Source organism: Bacteroides sp. GD17 (genome assembly GCF_038448625.1).
Classification (GTDB): Bacteria; Bacteroidota; Bacteroidia; order Bacteroidales; family Bacteroidaceae; genus Bacteroides.
The window spans coordinates 1-1895 of the sequence record NZ_JBCEZS010000051.1 but is presented as its reverse complement, the minus strand read 5'-3'; the positions used below and the strand labels follow the sequence as shown (position 1 = coordinate 1895).

The window sequence follows — 1895 nt, the reverse complement described above, 5'->3', positions numbered from 1 at the left end:
GTCTTCCGAGGTCATTTGCGCAACTTTCTCCACATCAAAATGATGAAAGGCTTCGCGATAACCTTCACGTTTCCGGAGGATAGTAATCCAGGATAAACCTGCCTGAGCATTTTCGAGTAACAGAAATTCAAACAGAGTTTTGTCATCGGTAGCGGGTTTTCCCCATTCTTCGTCATGATACTTTATGTATAGTTCGTCTGTTCCGGCCCAACCGCAACGTGCATTTATTATATCTTCCATATTTTCATAACCTGATTAGTACATTAAGCACATTCATAGTGCTCCACGTGCAAATATACAAAAAGGAATAAGTTATCTTCGCCAAGAAAACTGCCTTAAATATATTTCCCCGTAAGCAACTCTTTCTTCAAGTAACAATAAACATATTTAGAACTTTGGGTATACAGTCCTATTTCTGCATCATCCAATTTCCTGAAAAGTTCCGAATGATAAACTGCCTTCATCGCAGTTATCATATCCCAATGGAAATCATTCATCAAGTAAATGACCATTTCACTAACGATACTATGCACTAAATAATCTTTCGTACTCATAGTTTATTCAACAAATTAATGGCTTTTGCCGTTCCGAAGAAATATTGTTTATTCAGCTTTTTATATTCCAAAGCTTTTGTCAACGCAGCCAAATCAATCAAGCCATCTCTAAATAATCCAATCTGCAAAGCTATCCCATCATCGGCTATAGGCCCTATAACAATATCATAGTTGTGAATTATTTTATCCTCCGGATTGTATCGATTCGCTATAATAAACTGCGCCCACTCTTCCGTAGGTTTATCAAAGAATTTAACTTGAAGTGATCCATCCTTCAAATGTATCTCATTAAATTCATACTTCAGTACGCATGGAAAGCTATTAAGAACAAATCTGGATTTACGAATCGCCATATCTTTTGCCTGCTGTTCGATATCTGTTAGATAAAATCCTTTCCCAAAATCCTTGTAAGGCATACATTTATCTAAGTCTATAGAACTGAAATCTGTATATGTACCATGATATAATATCATCCCAACATTCCTCCATTATTTCTACAAATAGTAACTAAATCTTGAACTGCATCCTCTACAGACAACAAGTGTTCTGCTGCATAACATTCGTCCAAAAAAGCCAAGCCACCAAAGCGTTCCAAATAGTTGAATGCTTCCAATGACGACATACCATACTGTTTGGCAAAAGTTGCAACACAGTAGTTGACATATTTCACTTTATTATTATTAATAGTCTGTTCCATCTGCATATTTATATAACCCTACATACAAAGGAACAAATTTATAGAAGGATTTGCAAATGTATCTGCCATTATTTATTTCATTTTATGATGTGCTTTATACTCAGAGCCAGGAGTATGTATCATGAAATAGACCAAGAACATTTAACATTTGGAAAAGGAAGATCAGAACAAGAGCTTAAATACAAGATTTATTCTTCCATTCAACACAGGAATCTTCCAATCTTTTCATATCTTTGCGACGTACTTCAAATAGAAGTGCTTTTATTAGATTCGGTTTAGCATCCCTTGAAACTGCAACTTTAAATGGATATGCCTAAACTGAAAGGTCGTTCGTATGTTCTATTGAGCCTGCGATATGCGCACCTATTCAGTTTATCAGCATATCCGGGCTGTTGCAGGCCTCAAGGGGTGAGTAGACTGCTTTAGGTGCGTTTTTTTATTACCATCAGGAAGCTACGCTTTCTCCTTCCCGGTAATATTCTTGAAAGATGCAAGCTCTTGTATAAAACAATCCGATCTTTGCCTTTTATTTCACTGCTTTGCAAAAACAACTCTCTAAATGGTCGTTCACAAACCCGGCTGCCTGCAAAAAAGCATAACAGATTGTTGAGCCGAAGAACTTGAAACCTCGCTTTTTCATATCT

Annotated in this window: 5 protein-coding genes; all 5 read right to left on the bottom strand. The window is 36.5% G+C overall.

Going from position 1 to position 1895, the window contains the following annotated elements; all coding sequences use genetic code 11:
* A partial coding sequence (locus tag AAE250_RS23500; protein WP_342289502.1) for a DNA-3-methyladenine glycosylase I occupies nucleotides 1-240 on the bottom strand: 240 nt, incomplete at its 3' end.
* Nucleotides 241-335: 95 nt separating this feature from the next.
* Nucleotides 336-554 carry a hypothetical protein gene (locus AAE250_RS23495; RefSeq protein WP_294597577.1) on the bottom strand — a complete coding sequence of 73 codons (219 nt, stop codon included), beginning with the start codon at nucleotides 552-554 and terminating at the stop codon, nucleotides 336-338.
* Nucleotides 551-970, bottom strand: a complete 420-nt coding sequence (locus tag AAE250_RS23490) for a DUF3990 domain-containing protein (RefSeq protein ID WP_294597575.1) — start codon at nucleotides 968-970, stop codon at nucleotides 551-553. Before AAE250_RS23490 ends, AAE250_RS23495 begins: the two co-directional genes overlap by 4 nt.
* A 53-nt stretch (nucleotides 971-1023) precedes the next feature.
* Entirely contained in the window at nucleotides 1024-1251 is a 228-nt protein-coding gene (locus tag AAE250_RS23485; protein ID WP_294597573.1) for a DUF3791 domain-containing protein, read from the bottom strand.
* 526 nt (nucleotides 1252-1777) lie between these two features.
* On the bottom strand, nucleotides 1778-1895 hold a 118-nt coding region (locus tag AAE250_RS23480; RefSeq protein WP_342289503.1), incomplete at its 5' end, for a DNA-3-methyladenine glycosylase I.